This is a genomic window from Marinovum sp., assembly GCF_048263515.1.
Lineage (GTDB): Bacteria > Pseudomonadota > Alphaproteobacteria > Rhodobacterales > Rhodobacteraceae > Marinovum.
This window is the reverse complement of the sequence record NZ_JBLXEC010000013.1, coordinates 76,068-91,902: the sequence shown is the minus strand read 5'-3', so window position 1 is coordinate 91,902 and position 15,835 is coordinate 76,068. Positions and strand designations below refer to the sequence as shown.

Sequence of the window (15,835 nt, the reverse complement as noted above, 5' to 3'; positions counted from 1 at the left end):
GCATCGGACCGGATGCAAGGGGGTTTTCCCCCGGTGGGCAAAGCGTCGCGCGAATCGCCCACGGCGCAGAGCTTGGGCGCTAACATCGGAAAATTACCCCTCAAGGCCCCGATTTGTTCGATTGTGACGCAGCGCGTGGCGTTGACCGAGGGGCATTTTCCGGGCAGGAGTCTGCGGATCATGATGCAGGTGCAGCACCAGCCAGGGGGAGCTTAGATGAGCGACGTGACGCGCGAAGCGATGGAATATGATGTGGTGATCGTGGGGGCCGGGCCTGCCGGGCTGTCTGCCGCGATCCGGCTCAAGCAGCTTGATGCCGAGCTGAACGTTGTGGTGCTCGAAAAGGGCTCCGAGGTGGGCGCGCATATCCTGTCGGGCGCGGTGCTCGATCCCTGCGGTCTCGACGCGCTGATCCCCGACTGGAAGGAAAAGGGCGCGCCGCTGACCGTGCCGGTCAAGGACGACAATTTCTACATGCTGGGCGAGGCCGGCAAGGTGCGGGTGCCGAACTGGCCGATGCCCAAGCTGATGTCGAACCACGGCAATTACATCGTCTCGATGGGCAATGTCTGCCGCTGGATGGCCGAACAGGCCGAGGCGCTGGGGGTCGAGATCTTCCCCGGCATGGCCTGCTCAGAGCTGGTCTATGGCGAGAACGGTGAAGTGAAGGGCGTGGTGGCCGGCGAGTTCGGCCGCAATCCCGACGGCCGCGAAGGTCCGGGCTACGAGCCGGGGATGGAACTGCACGGCAAATATGTCTTCCTCGGCGAAGGCGTGCGCGGCCATCTGGCGAAAGAAGTGATCGCGAAATACGACCTCTCCGCCGGCAAGCAGCCGCAGAAATTCGGCATCGGCATGAAGGAAATCTGGGAGATCGACCCGGCCAAGCACCGCGAAGGCTCGGTCACCCACACCATGGGCTGGCCCCTGAACAGCAATGCCGGTGGCGGGTCGTTCATCTATCACCTCGAGAACAACCAGGTCTATGTCGGCTTCGTGGTGCATCTGAACTACAAGAACCCGCACCTCTTCCCCTACATGGAATTCCAGCGCTTCAAGCATCACCCGATGGTGGCCGAGCTGCTCGAGGGCGGCAAGCGCGTGGCCTATGGCGCGCGGGCGATCACCGAAGGCGGCTACCAGTCGATGCCCAAGATGGTGGCGCCCGGCGTGGCGCTGCTGGGCTGTTCGGTCGGCATGGTCAACGTGCCGCGGATCAAGGGCAACCACAACGCCATGCTTTCGGGCAAGGCGGCAGCCGAGGCGGCGTTTGACGCGATCAAGGCCGAGCGCGCGGGTGATGAGCTGAGCGCCTATGAGACCGAGGTGCGCGATGGTGCCATCGGCCGCGACCTGAAGAAGGTGCGCAACGTCAAGCCGATGTGGTCGAAATGGGGTCTGACCGCCTCGCTGGCGCTTGGCGGGCTCGACATGTGGACCAACGAGCTGTTCGGGGCCTCGCTCTTCGGCACGCTGAGCCACGGCAAGTCCGACGCCGAGGCGACCGAGACGGTCTATCACCACAAGCCGATCGACTATCCCAAGCCCGACGGCAAGCTGAGTTTCGACCGGCTGACCAACGTGGCGTTCTCCTTCACCAACCACGAAGAGAGCCAGCCCTGCCACCTGCGGCTGCTCGATCCTTCGGTGCCGATCGACGTGAACCTTCCGAAGTTCGCCGAGCCGGCGCAGCGCTATTGTCCGGCCGGGGTCTACGAGGTGGTGGAGAAGGACGGTCGGCCGCAGTTCGTGATCAACTTCCAGAACTGCGTGCACTGCAAGACCTGCGACATCAAGGACCCGTCGCAGAACATCAAGTGGGTGACGCCGCAGGGCGGTGACGGGCCGAACTATCCGAACATGTGAGCCTGGAACGCCGGGGCGGTGCGGATCGCCCCGGCGTTTGTCTGTCGCACAAGCCGGGCCAGCGGCTGCCCGCGGGGTGCCGCTGCAACTTTCGTTCGGCAGCGCTTTATCCCAGCCAAATCCGGAAGAGGTTCGATCGACGCGCTTACGTCGGCCAAAGCGGCAGCCCGATGGGGCGGGCAGCCGCTGGCCCAGCGGCCTGCGGCCTTGATTCCGGGCCCCTCCCCATTCCAGCGTTGCACAAGCCGGGTCAGTGGCTGCCCGCGGGATGCCGCCACACCCTCAGTTCGGCAGCACTTTATCTCAGTTAATTCCGAAAGACCTCAGATCGACGCGCTTTCGTCAACAAAAGCGGCAGCCCGGTGGGGCGGGCAGCCGCTGGCCCGGCGGGCTGACGCCCTTGATTCCGGGCCACGCAAAATTCCGGGCCATGCACCCGCCTACCGAGGCGCCGCCGCCCGCCGCAGCCGGTCGTTGATGGCGCGCCCCAGCCCGGTCTCCGGGATCGGCGCCACGGCGATCACCCGTGCCCCCTGTCCGTCCAGCGCATGCAGCGCGCCGAACAACGCAGCCGCCGCCTCGTGCAGGTCGCCGCTGGCCGAGAGCGTCATGTCTCCCTTCACAGGTCCGAACCCCAGCAACACCTCGCCCTCACCGGCCGAGGTCGCGTTCATCCGCAACCCGGCCTCTGGCGCGTAGTGTGACAAAAGCTGTCCCGGCGCCAAGGGCGCCTCGGCTGAACCACCCTCTTCCAACAACACCCCCAGCAAAGCCTCCAAGGCCTCGGCCGGCAACCCACCCGGACGCAGCAACACCGGCTCCGGCGCCAACCCGAGGATCGTCGACTCGACCCCGACCTCGCAGGGCCCGCCCATCAGCACCGACTCGATCGCGCCATCCAAGCCTGCCAGCACGTGCTCCGGCACCGTTGGGCTGATCCGCCCCGAGGGGTTGGCCGAGGGCGCTGCCAGCGGGCCGTCAAACGCCCGCAACAGCTCTTGCGCCAGGGGATGCGCCGGCACCCGCACCGCCAGCGTCGACAAGCCAGCAGTCACCAAGGGCGAGATCCCGGCGTCCGCGCGCAAGGGCAGGACCAAGGTCAGCGGTCCGGGCCAGAAGGCCTGGGCCACCCGGTCGGCTAGATCGCTCCAGAGGACATAGCGCTGCGCCATGGCGATATCAGCCACATGGGCAATCAGCGGATTGAACGAAGGCCGGCCCTTGGCGGAATAGATCCCCGCCACCGCAGTTCCTTCGCGGGCATCGGCGCCAAGGCCGTAGACCGTCTCGGTCGGGAAAGCGACGCGCCCGCAGGCCCGCAACACCGCCACCGCGCGGGCCACGCCGCCCGCGTCGGGATCAAGCCGCTCTGTCGCTAATTCGCTCATATCCGTGACGCCGCGTTTCGGTTGCCGCAAAGCTGCGCAGCCGTATAGCTGGAAGCCAACATAAAGCAAAGCCTTTGCAAGGGAGTATTCCCCATGGCCTATTCCGCCCCCCTCAGTGACTACGACGTCATTTTCCGCCACGTGGTGCCCATGGCACCGGTCTCAGCAACCGAGAAATTCCGGGAAGCGACCGAGGACATGGCGCAGGCCGTTCTGTCCGAGGCCGCCAGGCTCTGCGAGGAAAAGCTTTCACAGTATCAACGCAATGGCGACCTGCACCCGGCAGTGTTGGAAAACGGCGTGGTGCGCACCTCGCCGGGCTTTGCCGAAGGCCACAAGGCGATCGGCGACGGCGGCTGGATCGGCATGTCGGCCAGCCCCGAACACGGCGGCATGGGCCTGCCAATGATGCTGACCACCGCGGTCAACGACATGCTCTCGGGCGCCTGTCTGTCGCTGCAACTCGCCCCGCTGATGAGCCAGGGCCAGATCGAGGCGCTGGAAAACCATGCCTCGGATGCGCTGAAGGCGCTTTACATCCCCAAGCTGATCTCAGGCGAATGGACCGGCACGATGAACCTGACCGAGCCGCAGGCGGGCTCCGACGTCGGTGCGCTGCGGTCCAAGGCCGAGCCCAATGGCGATGGCACCTATGCGGTCTCGGGCCAGAAGATCTTCATTTCCTGGGGCGACAACGACTTTGCCGAGAACGTCTGCCACCTCGTCCTCGCGCGCCTGCCCGATGGCAAGCCCGGCACCAAGGGCATCTCGCTCTTCCTCGTGCCCAAGTTCATCCCTGACGAAGCCGGCAATCCCGGCAAGGCCAATTCCCTGCGCGTGGTCTCGCTCGAGCACAAGATGGGCCTGCATGGCTCGCCCACCGCGGTGATGGAATACGACGGCGCCACCGGTTGGCTGGTGGGCGAGCCGCATGACGGCATGCGCGCCATGTTCACCATGATGAACAACGCCCGGCTCGGAGTCGGTGTTCAGGGTCTGGGCCAGGCCGAGGCGGCGACGCAGACCGCGCTGGCCTATGCGCTCGACCGCAAGCAGGGCCGCACGCCCGTCGAGGGCGGCACCGGCACGATCATCGATCATGCCGACGTGCGCCGGATGCTGGCCACCATGCGCGCTGATACCTTTGTCGCCCGCGCCATCGCAGTGGCCTGCGCCCAGGCGATCGACATGGGCCATGCCACCGGCGAGCCCGGCTGGCGGGCCCGCGCCGCTTTGCTGACGCCGATTGCCAAGGCCTTCGGCACCGAGACCGGCATGCGCGTCGCCGAGACCGGCATTCAGGTGCATGGCGGCATGGGCTTCATCGAGGAAACCGGCGCAGCACAATTTTACCGCGACGTGCGGGTGACGGCGATCTACGAAGGCACCAACGGCATCCAGGCGATGGACCTTGTGGGCCGCAAGATGATGGACGGCGGCGAGGCGATGAACGCGCTGCTCGACGAGGTCGAGGCTCATGCAGAAGGCCTGCGCGCCACCCTGCCCGACCTGGCCGAGCCGGTCTGGCAGGCCTCCGAGACCCTGCGCGAGGCGGTCGAGGATCTGGTCGGCACCGAAGACCTGAACGAACGCTTTGCCGGTGCGGTGCCCTTCCTGATGGGCTTTGCCCGGGTGCTGGGCGGGCATTTCCACCTCAAGGCCGCCGAGGCCGGTGGCGCCGACAGCTCCCGCGGCCGGCTCGCCCGGTTCTACATCGAGCGCCTGCTGCCCGAGCATGCCAGCCTGCTGGAACAGGCCCGCGCTGGCGCGGCCTCGCTTTATGCGCTGACGCCGGAAGACCTGGCCTCCTGATGATGGACGGCGGCACATCGGGCATCCGCTATCCCTGGCCTGATCCGCCCGAAGAGGGCGCGGCCACCGAGGTGGCGCCCGGCGTGCTCTGGATGCGGCTGCCGCTGCCGATGGCGCTGGACCACGTGAACGTCTATGCGCTCGACGATGGTGACAGCTGGACGCTGATCGACGCCGGCATGGCTTCGAACCGCAGCCGCCGGATCTGGCAGCGCCTGCTCGACGGTCCGCTGGCCGGCAAGCCGGTGCGGCGCATGGTGATGACCCATCACCACCCCGATCACGTGGGTCTGGCCGGTTGGTTCAAGGCCGAGCAAGGCGCCGAGATCTGGACCACGCGCACCGCGTGGCTGATGGCACGGATGCTGACGCTGGACGAACAGCATGCGCCGACCGAGCAGACGCTGGACTTCTGGCGCGCCTGCGGCATGGACCCCGAGATCCTCGCCCGGCGCACCGCCGAGCGGCCGTTCAACTTTGCCGATGTGGTGGCACCGCTGCCGCTGGGCTTTCACCGGCTGAAAGAGGGCGACGAGGTCACCATGGGCGGCCGTCGCTGGGATGTGCACCTGGGCAACGGCCATGCCCCAGCCCATGCTACCTTCTGGAGCCGCGACGACAACCTGGTGATTGCCGGGGATCAGATCTTGCCGTCGATCTCGTCCAACATCGGCGTCTATGCCACCGAGCCCGAGGCCGATCCGGTCTCCGACTGGCTGGAAAGCTGCGAGCGCTTCCTGCCGCTGGCGCGCGAGGATCACCTGGTTCTGGGCGGTCACAAGCTGCCTTTTACGGGGCTGCCGATGCGGCTGCACCAGCTGATCGACAACCACCATGGAGCCTTGCGCCGCCTGTCGGAGTATCTCGCCGAGCCGCACACCGCCACCGAGTGCTTCCCGCCTTTGTTCAAACGCCGGATCGGCGAGGGCGAATATGGCCTGGCGATGGTCGAGGCGATGGCCCATTGCCTGCACCTCTGGCACGAGGGCCGCGCGTCGCGGGTTGTTCGCGAGGACGGCGCCTGGGTGTGGCAAAGCGTGTCGAAGTGAGGGTTTTGGGGCGTCTGGTGTGAGGTGAGGTCCCGGATCAGGTCCGGGACGTGTGGGGCGCAGCTCCCGCGTTGCTCCAAGCCCGTCGCGCCCCGGACCCGATCCGGGGCCTCTCCCGCACCCCTTCGCACCAAGCCGCGTCATTGTCGGGCCGCGGCGCGGCGAAGCAACGGTTCTTCTGTACGCTTTTTCCTAGCCACCGGCGCGCTTTGAATGGTCGGCGCGCCGACGTCACCCATTCGCCGGGCCATAGGGGCGGCCCGGCGATGGCGCGGCGGCCTGCGGCCTTGATTCCGCGCCTTGGAGCCTGGCGCTCAGGAAGCCGCCGAAGAACGACAGCTATCCCAAGAACAACCCCGCCCCGGACCCGATCCGGGGCCTCCCCCTCACGCCCATCAGCCGTCACGCATGTCCCGCCGTCGATGACAGCGCCAGCGCATCCACACCGAGGATCCGCAGCGCCGCCTCCCATTTCTCGGCATTCGGCGTATCAAAGATCAGCCCGGTCTCCGCCGCGCAGGTCAGCCAGCCATTCTGCCCCAGCTCCATCTCGAGTTGCCCGGGGCCCCAGCCGGCATAGCCCAGCGCCACCAGCCTCTGCTGCGGGCCGCGGCCGGCGCCGATCTCCTCGAGGATGTCCATCGTCGCGGTCATCGAGACCGACGCATCCACCTGCAGCGTCGCCACCGGCGATTCGTAGTCCGGTGTGTGCAGCACAAAGCCCCGGCCCTGCTCGACCGGACCGCCGAAATGCAGCGGCGCGCCGCGGAAATCGTCGGTCACCGCCACGTCGAGCTGGCCCAGCAGTTCGCGCAGGCCCAGATCGGCCACTGGCTTGTTGAGGATCAGCCCCATCGCCCCTTCGGGCGAATGGGCGCAGAGATACACCACCGAATGGGCAAAACGCGGGTCCAGCATGCCCGGCATCGCGATCAGCAGCTGGCCGGTCAGCCCGCCGTCCTCGGCTGTGGTCATCGGCTCGTTCATCACCTCGGCGCTCCCTTGATGTCTTGCGGTCAAAGATGGGCCGTGGCGCCACATGACGCAAGGCTCGCCACAAAGTGAGTTGGATTTCACCCGCCTTTCCCGCATCTCATGATCATGATGCGCCAACTCCTCACCTCGCTAGCCCTGGCCCTGGGCCTCGCCGCCCCGGCGCAGGCCCAGACCGACGTGGCGCGCGCCGCGCTGATCCCCGGCTGGCAGCAGGCCGACGGCAGCCATGTGGCGGGCCTTCTGCTCGACCTGGCGCCGGGGTGGAAGACCTATTGGCGCAGCCCCGGCGAGGCCGGCATCCCGCCGCGCTTCGACTGGGCCGGCAGCCGCAACATCGGCAGCCTGGCGCCGGTCTGGCCGACGCCCAAGGCCATGGACCAGAACGGCATGACCTCGATCGGCTATCCCGGCGACGTGGTGATCCCGCTGGTGATCCGCCCCGACACCACTGGCCGCCCCATGCAGTTGACCGGCCGGATGGAGCTGGGCGTCTGCAAGGATGTCTGCGTGCCGGCGACGGTGCAGTTCTCCGGCAGCCTGACCCCCGACGGCCGCCGCGATCCGCGACTGGTGGCGGCGCTGATGAACCAGCCGCTTTCGGCCCGCGAGGCCAAGGTAGGCCAGGTGACCTGCCGGCTCTCGCCGATCAAGGGTGGGATTTCGCTGACCGCCAGCATCGCCATGCCCAGCGCCGGCGGCGCGGAATTCGTGGTGGTCGAGACCGCCAACCCGGCGATCTGGGTGACCGAGGCCGAGGCCCGCCGCGACGGGCCGGTTCTGACCGCGCGCACCGAGATGCAGCATGTCGACGGCGCACCCTTTGCGCTCGACCGCTCGGGGCTGCGTTTCACGGTCCTTGGCAGGAAACACGCGGTCGACATTCGCGGCTGCTCTGCCGGCTAGGCCAGCGCCTGTCGCAACTCTGCCGGCAGCCGCATCGGCTGACCGCCCGGCCCCAGCAGGACCACCGTCACCAAAGCCGAGAACAGGGTCTCGTCGCCCCGGCAGACCTCCTGCCGCAGCACCATGCGCGCGCCGGACGCCTTCTCTGCCCTTGTCAGGACCGTCAGGTCGTCGCCGTAGTGCCCCGGGCTCAGGTAATCGCATTCGATCCGCCGCACGACAAAGGCCTGACCGGCGCTCTCCTTCATCACCCGCTGGTCGAGCCCCAGCGAGGCCACCCATTCGCTGCGCCCGCGTTCGATGTATTTGAGGAAATTGGCGTGGTAGACGATCCCCGCCATATCGGTGTCTTCGTAATAGACCCGACAGTCGAAACGATGCCGCATCGCAAATCCCCTGTTGCCGCCCTGCCCCTGTCAAACCATCCCCGTGACCGGCGTGCAACCGGGCCGATCCAATTTGGCTTCGGCGGGCCGGCCCGCGTCAAAGCCGCTTGGTTGCCGACAGCTGGCTCGCTAGTGTTCCGGTGAACCGATCAGCGAGACCGCCGATGCATATGATCTACGAGATGCGCTATTCCTTCTTCGGCCGCTCCGGCTGGCAGTCCGAGGCCTCGACCGACAAGGCCCTGCTGTTCGACGAGGCCCGTCTCGACCAGCGGCACTACTTCCTCGAAAAGATCGCCCTGCGCTCGCTTGCCGATCAGAGCGATGGCGATTTCGGGTTGATCGTGCTTTCGGCCGAGGACCTGCCCGACCCCCACAAGGCGCGGTTGCAGCAGGTCTGTGGCGACATGCTGGGCGACCGGGCACATGTGATCTTTCGCGCTCCCGACAGCGCCGGCGACTGCTTCACCCGCTACCGCAAGGAGACCTTTGCCAGCGACCCCTGGAGCACGCAGATCGTGCTCGATGACGATGACGCCGTGGCGGTGGATTTCACCGAGCGGCTGCGCGCCGAGGCGCTGGCGGCCAAGAAGCTGAGGGCCCCGGGCGAGGAATATTGCTTCATCTCGCATGCACGCGGCATCTCGGCGGTGTTCCGCGACGGGCAGATGTCGCTGCGCCACCGGCTCAATGCCGCCACCAACCTCGGGCTGGCGGTCACCGCACCCACCGGATCGCGGCGCCAGCCCTTCGGCATTGCCCACAAGAAGATCCTCGACCGCCGCCCGGTGCGGGTGATCTATTCCCGCACGCCCAGCTACATCCGTGCGGTGCATGAGACCAACGACAGCAAGGCGCAATTCTCCGACAGGATCGTTCAGGCCGCCGAGATGGACAGGATGCACCGCGCCTTTCCACTGCTGCGCGACCTGATGACGGACTGGCCGATTGCCGATGCCGAAACGCGGGAAAGTGCGGCGGCCTGAAGGGGGCGCATCTCACACATTCTCGGTCTTCATTGTCCGAAAGGCCAACCCGTGCAACTATTGCGTGTTGTCTCCCGCAGGAGGATCACGCGATGGACCTCAAGGATTTCGTCGTTTCCGCCATATCCGACATCGCCCAGGCCGTCACGGCCGCCGATGACGAGATCCGGCCGCTGGGCGGGCTGGTCAACCCCGGACTGCACACCAAGGACAAGGACTTCGTGGCGCCCCGCACGACGCTCAACTTCGACATCGCGGTCAGCGCGGCCAAGTCCGAGGAAGCCTCCGGCGGGGCCAGCGCCCGCATCTGGGTGGTCGAGGCCAGCCTTGGCGGCAAGGGCGAGGCCACCAACGAGACGGTCTCTCGGCTGACCTTTTCGCTCGACGTGGTCCTGCCGCATGACACCGAACAGGCCGAGCGGATCGGCAAGGTCAGGAGCAGCTAGCCCCGGACGCGGCATCGCCAGTTGCCGACGCCGCCCGTCGCCTACTGCGCCGCGCCCACCCGCGCTGCCAGCCGCAGCGCATGGGTCGGATCCTGCGCCACCGCCGGCATCACCGGGTCATAGCCGGCGCGGATCACCGCGCCGATCTCGGGGCGCAGCACGGTCTTGCCGCCGGCGATGGCCAGCGGCGAGACCTCGGCAAAGGCCTGTTCCGACCAGAGCAACATCACCTGCACCACCTGCCCCAGCGCCAAATCTTCAGCCGGCATCGCGCCCAGCGCCGCATCCATCCGCAGGAACACGAAGGCCGCCTTGATCGCGCCCTGGTCGTCAAAGCGGAACACCCGGTACTGGTTGGCCTCTGCCGCCTTGAGCCGCGAAACCAGCGGCGCGAGGTCGGGCACCAGCTTGTCGAGGTCGGGCACCTCGGTCAGCTCGTCCCAGTCGCGGAAGAAGAAGAACATGCAGTTCGAGCCGAGCTCCGGGTCGGTCTCGGCCATGTGGTGGCCCGCCATGGCGACCACCGCCTCCATCGCGCCCCTGATGACCGGCAGGGTGCCCTCGGTCACGCCAAAGACAATCGGCGCGATCGGCCGGCCCCAGCGGGCAAAGAGATAGCGCCCGTCGGCGCGGGTAAAGAGCGGGGCGATGGCGTCAGAACTCAGCATGGCGGTGTCATTAGCACCCCCGGCGACCGGGATAAACCGGGCTCTGTGCGTTCCTGCAGAGGGGTCTGCGCATCACTTTCTCTCGCCTTCGGGCGCGGCCGGGCGTATGGCAGAGCCATGCTGACACGCCTCGTCCCCCTTGCCACCGCCCGCACCCTGCCGCTCCGGCAGCGGCCGGTGACGTTGCTCTTTGTCATGGCGGCGGCGATGCCGCTGGCCTTTGCCACGTGGTCGGCTTTGCTCAACAATTTCGTCATCGAAGTGGCGGGCTTCGACGGCTCGGACATCGGCTGGCTGCACACGGTGCGCGAGATCCCCGGCTTTCTGGCCGTTGGGGTGATCGCGCTCATCGTCTTCATGCATGAACAGGTGCTGGGGCTGGTGTCGCTCTTGCTGCTGGGCGTGGCCACGGCGCTGACGGCCTTCTATCCCTCGATGGCGGGGATCCTGACGATCACCATGCTGTCGTCGATCGGCTTTCACTACTACGAGACCGTCAACCAGTCGCTGCAGCTGCAATGGCTGCCCAAGGATCAGGCGCCCCGGGTGCTTGGCCTGTTGATGGCGGCCGGCTCGGCGGCGACGCTTTTGGCCTACGGCGCCATCGTCCTGACGTGGGAGGCGTTGGGCCTGAGCTACACCCATGTCTACCTGATCGCCGGCGGGCTCACGGCGGTGTTGGCGGTTCTGGCGATGCTGCTCTATCCGCGGTTCGAGGCCCCCGATCCGCAGATCAAGAAGCTGGTGCTGCGGCGGCGCTACTGGCTGTATTACCTGCTGCAGTTCCTCTCGGGCGCGCGGCGGCAGATCTTCGTGGTCTTTGCCGGTTTCATGATGGTCGAGCGCTTCGGCTTCCAGGTGCACGAGGTCACCGCGCTGTTCCTGATCAACCTGGTGGCCAATATCGCCTTTGCGCCGCTGATGGGCCAAGCGGTGGGCCGCTTCGGCGAACGCGCGACGCTCCTGTTCGAGTATGCCGGGCTGGTGGCGGTCTTCCTCGCCTATGGCGGCATCTACTACTTCGGCTGGGGCGTGGTGCTGGCGGCGTCGCTCTATGTCATCGACCACATGTTCTTTGCCTTGGCGCTGGCGCTCAAGACCTACTTCCAGAAGATCGCTGACCCGCGCGACATCGCGCCGACGGCGGCAGTGGCCTTTACCATCAACCATATCGCCGCGGTCTTCCTGCCGGCGCTGCTGGGCTACCTCTGGCTGGTCTCGCCCGCCTCGGTGTTCATGGCGGCGGCCGGCATCGCCTCGGGCTCCTTCCTGCTGGCACTGCTGATCCCGCGCCACCCGGAACCGGGCAACGAGACCATCTTTGCCGCGCTGAGGGCCCCCGCCCCGGCGGAGTGAGCCGCTCCTCCAGCCCTCGCGGCCTGTCTTCGCGAGGACGGGCCGCAAGGGCCGGAAAAGCGCCTAGATGTCGGCGCGCGGCACCCGCAGGACCTGCCCCGGAAAGATCAGGTTCGGAGAGCTCAGCACATGCTGGTTGGCCTCGAAAATCGGCTGGTACTCATTCGTGCCGTAGTGGTGCTGGGCGATCTTGGTCAGCGTATCGCCGGCACGCACCACATGCGGCTGCCAGCCGGCGTAGCCAGCGAGGATCTTCGGACCAAAGAGCAGCGGGATCACCACCGAGGGACCGTTCTCGTTGCCGCTGTCATCGGCCAGCGTCAGGAACACCCGGCTCAACTGAAAGCTGTTGTTCACCGGCACCGAGAACACCCCCTGGAACTGCCTGAGCCCCAGAGCGCCGACGGTGACAAAGCCGCTGTATTCGTCATGGCCTTCCGAGACGGTCACCCCGAGCGTCCCTTCAAAGGCCGTGGCATTGCCGGAGATCAGAATGTCGGCGCCCACAAGGTCGAAGGGCTGCGGCTGCTGGATGTCGAGGGTAATGGACATATCAAATTCCCTTTATGCGAGAGTAATACCCCCACCATACCGCGTTAAAAGCGAATCAGCCAAGGCTCTCTGCCTGCCCGCCACAAGGCCGCTGGCCTTGGCCGCCGCTTCGGGCTAGAGACCGGAAACCCTTGTCAGGAGGCCTCTCATGCCCACATTCACCGCCTTCACCACCCTGCCCGGAAAAGCCGAAGCCGAGGCGCTCGGCCTGGCGATGGAGCGGCTGGAGCCGGAACCCACCGGCATCGGCGTCTTCGAGATGGAGGACGGCTCCGGTCTCTTCGAGATCGGCGGCTATTTCACCGAAGCCCCCGACGCGGCGGCGCTGGCGGTTCTGGCCGCGGCCTTTGGCGCCAAGGACTTCGTCGTCTCTGAACTGCCCGAGACCGACTGGGTCGCCAAGGTCCGGCGCGAGCTGGCGCCGGTCGAGGCCGGGCGCTTCTTTGTCTATGGCAGCCATGACGCCGACAAGGTGCCCGAGGGCTGCGAGCCGCTTCTGATCGAGGCCGCCATGGCCTTCGGCACCGGCCACCATGGCACCACTCTGGGCTGCCTGCGCGCGCTCGACCGGCTGTCGAACGAGGGCTTTGTCGGCAAGAGCGTCGCTGACATCGGCTGCGGCACCGCAGTACTGGCGATGGCCGCCGCACGGATCTGGCCGCAGCAGGTGCTGGCCTCTGACATCGACCGGGTCGCCGTCGACGTGGCCGAGGCCAATGTCCGCGCCAACGGCCTTGACGGTCGGGTCACCTGTGTCGAAGCCATGGGCTTTGATCACCCCGAGATCGCGGCCCGCGCACCCTTTGACCTGGTCTTTGCCAATATCCTGATGGGGCCGCTGATTGCCTTGGCGCCCGATATGGCGCGGCATCTTGATTCCATGGGATATGCGATTCTATCCGGAATCCTCAACGAACAGGCGGATGAGGTGATTGAGGTCTATGCGCAGAACGGTATCAATCTGGTGCAACGGGAAGAGATTGTTGAATGGACGACGCTGACTCTCCGCAAATCTGACTGATTTGCGGGGCATTTTCAGCCATTTGGGGGTGTTCGCCCCAGTCTTGCCACATTTGCAGCGCATTAATGACGCCGTGTCTGGTGGGGGCCAGATTATTAGAGGCTGTCATGTCGGAAACGCTGTTCCACTTCGACAAACGCGTGAATCGCATCGCCAGAAAGAACCGCAAACTGGCACGGGGTCACGTCACATTCATCGACCGCACCGGGTTGATCCGCCAGCGTCCGCGTCGCGGGCTGGCCGGGGTTCCCCTGCGCGGGCTCATGCTCATCGCGCTCTGCTTCATCGGGTTCAAGGGGCTGCTGATTGCCCACCAGGGCCCGGTCCAGTACGAGGACAAGCTGGCGCTGCTGGCCGAAGGCACCATCTTCGAGCAAGGCGCCGCATGGGCCATGCAGATCGAACCGGCGTCGCAGATCGCGGCCCGTTTCCTCGCACCTCTGCTCTGATCTTCAGGGCTCCGGCCGGCCTTGGCCGCCGGGGTCCGCACCACAGGTTTATGTTGCCAGTGCTCCGGCGCGGCGTGCCCAAGGCACCCCGTTCCGGCTTTGCGCGGCCCGCACCCCACGCAGGACTCACGGGCCGTATTTGAGACTTACCCGACCTCTTTAACGAGTAAGGCCGCGTCTTCTTGCGAAGCGCGGCCTGGGCTCGTGGTCATTTGCGGAAACTCAGTAGATGTCGCCGCGGGCCACCCGGTCGATGTCGGCGCGGGTCAGGCCGATGTCGTCGAGCTCGCCGTCGCTCAGCTTGGAAAGCATCTTGCGGGTCTGGCGGGCATCGTTCCACTCTTGCACGGCCGAGATCATGGCAACAATGACGCGGCCGATGCGCTCAGCAACGCCGGCAATCGCGAGATGGGCGTGGCTCTGTTCAGAAACTGCCATTGTTTTCGCTCCTAGGCTAAAGCGCCATGGCGGCGCGTGTTTTCATTTCGCGCAATTAATGGGCAAACTGCCTCCGGGCAAGCGCCATGACTGCATTCCCCGTATGCGTTTTCTGCATATCTCTGCACCGCAGCAAGACGCTGAAATTAATCAATAAACCATGGATATTACATGTCGTTTTCAGACCTCGACTGGCGCTTTCCGACGTCGGCCCAGGGCGGCCCTGCGGTCGGGCGCTTGGACGGGGGCCTTGACAGGTTTCTCTTGGTGTTTGTTCCCGCTTCGTGCTAGCGAAACAAAAAAGCAACAAACGGGGCAGTCATGCGGGTTCTGGGCATCGATCCGGGTTTGCGCAACCTGGGCTGGGGCGTGATCGACGTCACCGGCAACAAGTTCTCGCATGTCGCCAACGGCGTCTGCCATTCCTCAGGCACCAATCTGGCGCTGCGGCTGCTGTCGCTGCATGAGCAGCTGACCGCGGTGCTCAGGCGCTTTGCGCCGACCACGGCGGCGGTGGAGCAGACCTTCGTCAACAAGGACGCGGTGGCGACGTTGAAACTCGGCCAGGCCCGTGGCATCGCTCTCCTGGTGCCGGCGCAGGCCGGGCTGGACGTCGGGGAGTACGCCCCCAACGCGGTCAAGAAATGCGTGGTCGGCGTCGGCCATGCGGACAAGAAACAGGTGGCCCATATGGTCAAGATGCAATTGCCGGGCGTGGTGCTGGCCGGGGCCGATGCGGCGGATGCGCTGGCCATCGCCATCACCCATGCGCTCTATTACCGCTCGCCGGCGCTGCGCGAGGTGACCCCGTCATGATTGGCAAGCTGTCCGGACGGATCGATTACCGCGGCGAGGATCACGTGCTGCTCGACGTGCGCGGCGTGGGATATGTGGTCTTTTGCTCCGAACGCACGCTGGCCACCCTGCCCGGCGTGGGCGAGGCGGTGGCGCTTTATACCGATCTGGTGGTGCGCGAGGACCTGCTGCAGCTCTACGGCTTCCCCTCGCTGGTCGAGAAGGAGTGGCACCGCCTGCTCCTGACCGTCCAGGGCGTCGGCGCCAAGGCGGCACTGGCGATCCAGGGCGCCCTGGGGCCAGAGGGCGTGAGCCGGGCGATCGCGCTTGGCGATGTGACGGCGATCAAGGCCGCCAAGGGCATCGGCCCCAAGACCGCGCAGCGCGTGGTGCATGAACTCAAGGACAAGGCCCCGGCGGTCATGGCCATGGGCGGCGCACAGACGGCCGAGGTGGGCGATGTCGACGACATGGTGATCGAACCTGCGTCCCCCCGCCCCGCTGCGAAACCCGCGCCCAAGGCCAGCAATGCTCAGGCCGAGGCGCTTTCGGCGCTCAGCAACCTCGGCTATGCTCCGGGCGAGGCGGCGGGCGCCGTGGCCCAGGCCGCGGGCGAGGACCCCGAGGCCGAGACCCCGGCCCTGATCCGTGCCGCGCTCAAGCTGCTGGCGCCCAAGGGATGAGCCCTGCGACACGGCAGCGGCGCGAGGAAAGCCCGCGCGGG

General features: G+C 66.5%; 17 protein-coding genes. 11 read left to right on the top strand and 6 right to left on the bottom strand.

The features are described from left to right. Positions 1–216 precede the first annotated feature (216 nt). Positions 217–1,866, top strand: coding sequence for an electron transfer flavoprotein-ubiquinone oxidoreductase (locus ACN0SE_RS13245; RefSeq protein WP_417525000.1), 1,650 nt, complete (start codon positions 217–219; stop codon positions 1,864–1,866). 440 nt (positions 1,867–2,306) lie between these two features. On the opposite strand, the gene ACN0SE_RS13240 is transcribed toward ACN0SE_RS13245, so the two are convergent. After that, positions 2,307–3,254 (bottom strand): L-threonylcarbamoyladenylate synthase, encoded by a 948-nt coding sequence (locus ACN0SE_RS13240; RefSeq protein WP_417524999.1) that lies wholly within the window; start codon positions 3,252–3,254, stop codon positions 2,307–2,309. A gap of 93 nt (positions 3,255–3,347) precedes the next feature. On the opposite strand from ACN0SE_RS13240, the gene ACN0SE_RS13235 reads away from it, so the two are divergent. Both ACN0SE_RS13235 and ACN0SE_RS13230 read left to right on the top strand, forming a co-directional pair. Further along, positions 3,348–5,066, top strand: coding sequence for an acyl-CoA dehydrogenase (locus ACN0SE_RS13235; protein WP_417524998.1), 1,719 nt, complete (start codon positions 3,348–3,350; stop codon positions 5,064–5,066). 2 nt (positions 5,067–5,068) lie between these two features. Next, the gene (locus ACN0SE_RS13230; protein WP_417525034.1) at positions 5,069–6,115 is read left to right on the top strand and encodes an MBL fold metallo-hydrolase; all 1,047 of its coding nucleotides are present in this window, start codon (positions 5,069–5,071) and stop codon (positions 6,113–6,115) included. Between the two features lie 402 nt (positions 6,116–6,517). On the opposite strand, the gene ACN0SE_RS13225 is transcribed toward ACN0SE_RS13230, so the two are convergent. Then, complete coding sequence (locus ACN0SE_RS13225; protein WP_417524997.1) at positions 6,518–7,102, bottom strand: YqgE/AlgH family protein; 585 nt, start codon at positions 7,100–7,102, stop codon at positions 6,518–6,520. Positions 7,103–7,216: 114 nt separating this feature from the next. Between ACN0SE_RS13225 and ACN0SE_RS13220 the strand changes: the two genes are divergently transcribed. Further along, the gene (locus ACN0SE_RS13220) at positions 7,217–8,014 is read left to right on the top strand and encodes a protein-disulfide reductase DsbD domain-containing protein (protein ID WP_417524996.1); all 798 of its coding nucleotides are present in this window, start codon (positions 7,217–7,219) and stop codon (positions 8,012–8,014) included. On the opposite strand, the gene ybgC is transcribed toward ACN0SE_RS13220, so the two are convergent. Beyond that, positions 8,011–8,400 carry a tol-pal system-associated acyl-CoA thioesterase gene (gene ybgC / locus ACN0SE_RS13215; RefSeq protein WP_417524995.1) on the bottom strand — a complete coding sequence of 130 codons (390 nt, stop codon included), beginning with the start codon at positions 8,398–8,400 and terminating at the stop codon, positions 8,011–8,013. The two genes, ACN0SE_RS13220 and ybgC, sit on opposite strands and share 4 nt — an antisense overlap. 164 nt (positions 8,401–8,564) lie before the next feature. Between ybgC and ACN0SE_RS13210 the strand changes: the two genes are divergently transcribed. Next, complete coding sequence (locus ACN0SE_RS13210; protein WP_417524994.1) at positions 8,565–9,386, top strand: glycosyltransferase; 822 nt, start codon at positions 8,565–8,567, stop codon at positions 9,384–9,386. Between the two features lie 92 nt (positions 9,387–9,478). Continuing rightward, the gene (locus tag ACN0SE_RS13205) at positions 9,479–9,832 is read left to right on the top strand and encodes a trypco2 family protein (protein WP_417524993.1); all 354 of its coding nucleotides are present in this window, start codon (positions 9,479–9,481) and stop codon (positions 9,830–9,832) included. Between the two features lie 41 nt (positions 9,833–9,873). Here the strand turns inward: ACN0SE_RS13205 and ACN0SE_RS13200 are convergent, their stop codons facing one another. After that, a complete protein-coding gene (locus tag ACN0SE_RS13200; RefSeq protein WP_417524992.1) occupies positions 9,874–10,500 on the bottom strand; it encodes a hypothetical protein in 627 nt (208 codons plus the stop codon). A gap of 120 nt (positions 10,501–10,620) precedes the next feature. On the opposite strand from ACN0SE_RS13200, the gene ACN0SE_RS13195 reads away from it, so the two are divergent. Further along, complete coding sequence (locus ACN0SE_RS13195) at positions 10,621–11,856, top strand: MFS transporter (RefSeq protein ID WP_417525033.1); 1,236 nt, start codon at positions 10,621–10,623, stop codon at positions 11,854–11,856. Positions 11,857–11,919: 63 nt separating this feature from the next. Here the strand turns inward: ACN0SE_RS13195 and ACN0SE_RS13190 are convergent, their stop codons facing one another. Continuing rightward, positions 11,920–12,408, bottom strand: coding sequence for a LysM peptidoglycan-binding domain-containing protein (locus ACN0SE_RS13190; protein ID WP_417524991.1), 489 nt, complete (start codon positions 12,406–12,408; stop codon positions 11,920–11,922). Between the two features lie 148 nt (positions 12,409–12,556). Here ACN0SE_RS13190 and ACN0SE_RS13185 point away from each other — a divergent pair, with 148 nt between their 5' ends. Together ACN0SE_RS13185 and ACN0SE_RS13180 are read left to right on the top strand one after the other, a co-directional pair. Beyond that, positions 12,557–13,429 carry a 50S ribosomal protein L11 methyltransferase gene (locus ACN0SE_RS13185; RefSeq protein ID WP_417524990.1) on the top strand — a complete coding sequence of 291 codons (873 nt, stop codon included), beginning with the start codon at positions 12,557–12,559 and terminating at the stop codon, positions 13,427–13,429. 107 nt (positions 13,430–13,536) lie between these two features. Next, complete coding sequence (locus tag ACN0SE_RS13180; RefSeq protein WP_417524989.1) at positions 13,537–13,878, top strand: hypothetical protein; 342 nt, start codon at positions 13,537–13,539, stop codon at positions 13,876–13,878. Positions 13,879–14,100: 222 nt separating this feature from the next. Here ACN0SE_RS13180 and ACN0SE_RS13175 read toward each other — a convergent pair whose 3' ends face one another. Next, entirely contained in the window at positions 14,101–14,316 is a 216-nt protein-coding gene (locus ACN0SE_RS13175) for a DUF1127 domain-containing protein (RefSeq protein ID WP_417524988.1), read from the bottom strand. Between the two features lie 321 nt (positions 14,317–14,637). On the opposite strand from ACN0SE_RS13175, the gene ruvC reads away from it, so the two are divergent. Together ruvC and ruvA are read left to right on the top strand one after the other, a co-directional pair. Then, positions 14,638–15,132, top strand: a complete 495-nt coding sequence (gene ruvC, locus ACN0SE_RS13170) for a crossover junction endodeoxyribonuclease RuvC (protein ID WP_417524987.1) — start codon at positions 14,638–14,640, stop codon at positions 15,130–15,132. Next, the gene (gene ruvA, locus ACN0SE_RS13165; protein WP_417524986.1) at positions 15,129–15,794 is read left to right on the top strand and encodes a Holliday junction branch migration protein RuvA; all 666 of its coding nucleotides are present in this window, start codon (positions 15,129–15,131) and stop codon (positions 15,792–15,794) included. Before ruvC ends, ruvA begins: the two co-directional genes overlap by 4 nt. Positions 15,795–15,835 lie beyond the last annotated feature (41 nt).